The sequence below is a fragment of the Desulfovibrio litoralis DSM 11393 genome, assembly GCF_900143255.1.
In the GTDB taxonomy this organism is placed as follows: Bacteria; Desulfobacterota; Desulfovibrionia; order Desulfovibrionales; family Desulfovibrionaceae; genus Frigididesulfovibrio_A; species Frigididesulfovibrio_A litoralis.
In genome coordinates this window covers 1-3,140 of record NZ_FRDI01000024.1, presented here as the reverse complement: position 1 = coordinate 3,140, position 3,140 = coordinate 1, and the positions used below count along the sequence as shown (strand labels likewise).

At 36.5% G+C, this 3,140-nt stretch carries 3 protein-coding genes; 2 read left to right on the top strand and 1 reads right to left on the bottom strand.

Annotated features, from left to right (window positions below; all coding sequences use genetic code 11):
• Positions 1–351: hypothetical protein (locus tag BT999_RS12215; RefSeq protein WP_143145583.1), on the bottom strand; the 351-nt coding region annotated here is incomplete at its 3' end.
• Between the two features lie 928 nt (positions 352–1,279).
• On the opposite strand from BT999_RS12215, the gene BT999_RS12210 reads away from it, so the two are divergent.
• Complete coding sequence (locus BT999_RS12210; protein ID WP_072698062.1) at positions 1,280–1,741, top strand: plasmid mobilization protein; 462 nt, start codon at positions 1,280–1,282, stop codon at positions 1,739–1,741.
• Positions 1,738–3,140 (top strand): relaxase/mobilization nuclease domain-containing protein (locus tag BT999_RS12205; RefSeq protein ID WP_143145582.1); only part of this gene is annotated, 1,403 nt, incomplete at its 3' end. The genes BT999_RS12210 and BT999_RS12205, both read left to right, overlap by 4 nt.

Below are 3,140 nucleotides of genomic sequence, written 5' to 3'. Positions count from 1 at the left end.
TTTTTTAGGACTATCAGAAGGCGTTACTGCGTTATCAGAAGCTACTAATGTTTTGGTTTTTTCGCCTTTTGAAGCGACAGAAGCTTTTTCATTATTGCTTTGTGAAGCTTTTTGAATGAGGCTAGCGTCTTTTATTTTCTTCTGTTCCGCATTCTTTTCATTCATTTTAGCAATAGCCGCTTGACGCTCTTGGCTGTTTAAACGTGCCAGAACACGGGCTACGTTTGCTTCTTGCTCCGCTTTTTTGTCAGCCGCATTACCAGCTAAAGGCAAGGTGAAAGATAGAATAAACGCAAACGCCAGAACACGGAAAAATAAACCCAAACCAGAAAAATCAAACGCTTTTTGCATAAAATACCCCCTGTATCAATCGCTTATAAATATTTATATGTAAATTAACATAAATATCAAAATGTTAACGATTATAATTATAAAACAAATGTTTATATTCAACAATCTTAATACTTATATGATGCTCAATATACACAATCTTTATACATAAAGCAAAATTTTTATATAAAAAGTAAAGAGCCTTGTTATATCGCTGAGTTAAAATTAAGATATTCTTAACTAAGAAATAAGACCAGTAGCAAAACTTTATTTTGCGTTTTTTTCATCGTTTTATGTTTTGTTTGTGCATAAATCAAAAGACCAGCATCAAAAATAATAAAAGCAAAAGAAATAACTTATGACCAAAACCTTATTAATTAGTGACCCAGCCCAATAAATAAAAGAATTTTTAGTGACCCAGCCGAAAAAATTTCCGTTAAAAAATTTATTAATTCATCAAGTGGCAAAAAAAACGTTAAAAAACTTAAAAAAAAAGTGAAATTGGAATACCTAAATATAACTCAATTGACGCATATTTTATCAGCATTAAGTGATTGATGTATCAGTATTTTTCTCATGTTGACGAGATTTTATTTTTTATAGCGTATATGTTTTAGCATAAACTGTATAGAAATTATCACAAACTGTAGATGTTTTAGCACAAAGTGTATACAAATTAGATAGTTGCATATAAAAAAATATGTGTTATAGTTAAGATAACTAGTGAGGCCGGAGTGCCTCAGTATACTCAAAACTTCGTTTTTTCGCATACTGGCTTGCCTTTCCTCCTGCTTTGCAGTCGTCACCCGTTACTCTTCGCTTTGCTCATTGTTAACGGGATCGGCATCCGGCCAGACGCTATGCGCTCTGGACTAGCAAAGAAAGGCCTTCGGCATATACACAGTAACGAAGACTAACAAACAATAAATTGGTAATGGAGAATTGTTTTATGAAAATCATACATACCCAAAAAAATGCTGGTGCAAAGTATCCTGTTCCAGCCCACACTAGGTTTTCTCCTGAAGAGTTTGAAAAGGTTCAAGCCAGTGCTCAAAAAGCCAACATGTCTATCTGTTCCTATCTCAGGCACAAGGCTCTTGGACTACCCATAAAATCAAAAGTTGAAAACTATAATTTGTCTCAGGCTATCAATTTTTTAAGTCAAGTTTCTGGTCTTATCAAAAATTTGTTCGTTGAAGGCGAGTCTCGTAACTTGGTTCCTTTATCAATGGTAGAGGATGTTGCCGATGCCATTCGTCGCATCTCATCCACAAAAAATATTCCAACACAAGCCCTTGAACATCTTGATGCCATTGGTAAAGAAGTCATTCTTGCCCACAAGAATCAGCAACTTGATGCGTCTATGGTTGAAAAGTGGCGTCATGCTATAAAACAAGTGGGGATTGTATGAGCTTAAACATCATTCCTAAGCCGGCTGTAAACCGTGACCTTATCAAATCTTCTGACTATTCTCAGGATTTGAAGCATGATGGTGCCAAAGTTCCATCTGATGAATATGGAAAAATTATGGGTGGTCTGAATTTTTCATCCAACGATCGGGAAACTCAACTCATTGAAATGCAAGCTCACCTAAATCTTTCTGTAAACAAAGAGGCAAAACCTTTACAGCATCTTGTTTTTTCATATGCTGGAGGAATACGCCCCACACGGCAACAAGTTGTTTCACACCTAAAAGAATATCTGCAAATCCTTGGTATGCCAAATGCCTTCGCCTTATTTGATTGTCACGAAAACACTGAACACTTTCATGTACACGTTTTGTTGGATCGTCTTGCAAAAACACCTGATGCAAAAGGTCGATATAAAATTTCAGATTCAGGTGAATTCAAGGTTACGAGTAGAGAAAAACGTAAGAATGGCAAAGTTATAATTCGGACTCGTACAGATGAATCTATATGCAGACAAGTTGCCATTGCCAGAATATGTAAGACAGAAGGGTGGGAGCCTCCGAACCTAACACATGACCATTTGGGTAAACCTATCCTCAGAATCAATCAAAAAGACACTCATAGCCAGCCAATCATTTCTGGAGAACGCAAGTCCGGCAAGAAATCAAAACAACGCCAACTTGCTGAAGTTGCTAAACAAATATTCGACAGTGCTGCCATTGAGCACAAGGACACAGGTGAAAGATTCTGGGCGATTGCAGATCGCATGTTTGCGGAAAAAGTAATTGAAATCACAATTAAATTTTTTGATGATGGAAAGCCTGGCGGAATCATAACTGGTCCAGACAATCGCAAATGCTCTTTCTCAAAATGTGGAAAAAAATATTCAGCAAGGTCTTTGATAGAGAAGTATGGTCTGCCTTCCAATAATGATGGGGCGTGTCATAATGAATATTTGCTACAACCATTTGAATATAAAGACCTTTTAACATCTGAAGAGATTAAAAAAAGGTTGTTGCCAATTTTCAAAAATGCCAAAAGCTGGGGTTCATTAATAGATACTACTACTGAATTTGGGAAAATCAAACGTAGTGGCGGTGGACTGGTTTTTATTTTTAATAATAATTCAGACACCATTAAATTTTCTAAAATATCAAATAAATATTCTCTTTCGCGTTTGGAAAAACTTTTTGGCCAATGCCCACTTCCCACAACGAAGTTTGAAGCCCAAGAGGAGTACCAAGCCAAGCTTATCGAAGAACTTATAGAACAACCCGAAACCCAACAAGTGCGGTACATACCGACCATACCGCTTTTGTCCCAAATCAAACAACAACAATTTACAAAGGAGTACCATTATGTCGCAGGAATACTTGGAAAACCAGAACAGCCAAAGCAGCA

Coding starts and splice junctions, on each gene's coding strand:
- BT999_RS12210 (WP_072698062.1), top strand. CDS start 1,280: ATGAAAATCATACATACCCAAAAAAATGCTGGTGCAAAGTATCCTGTT.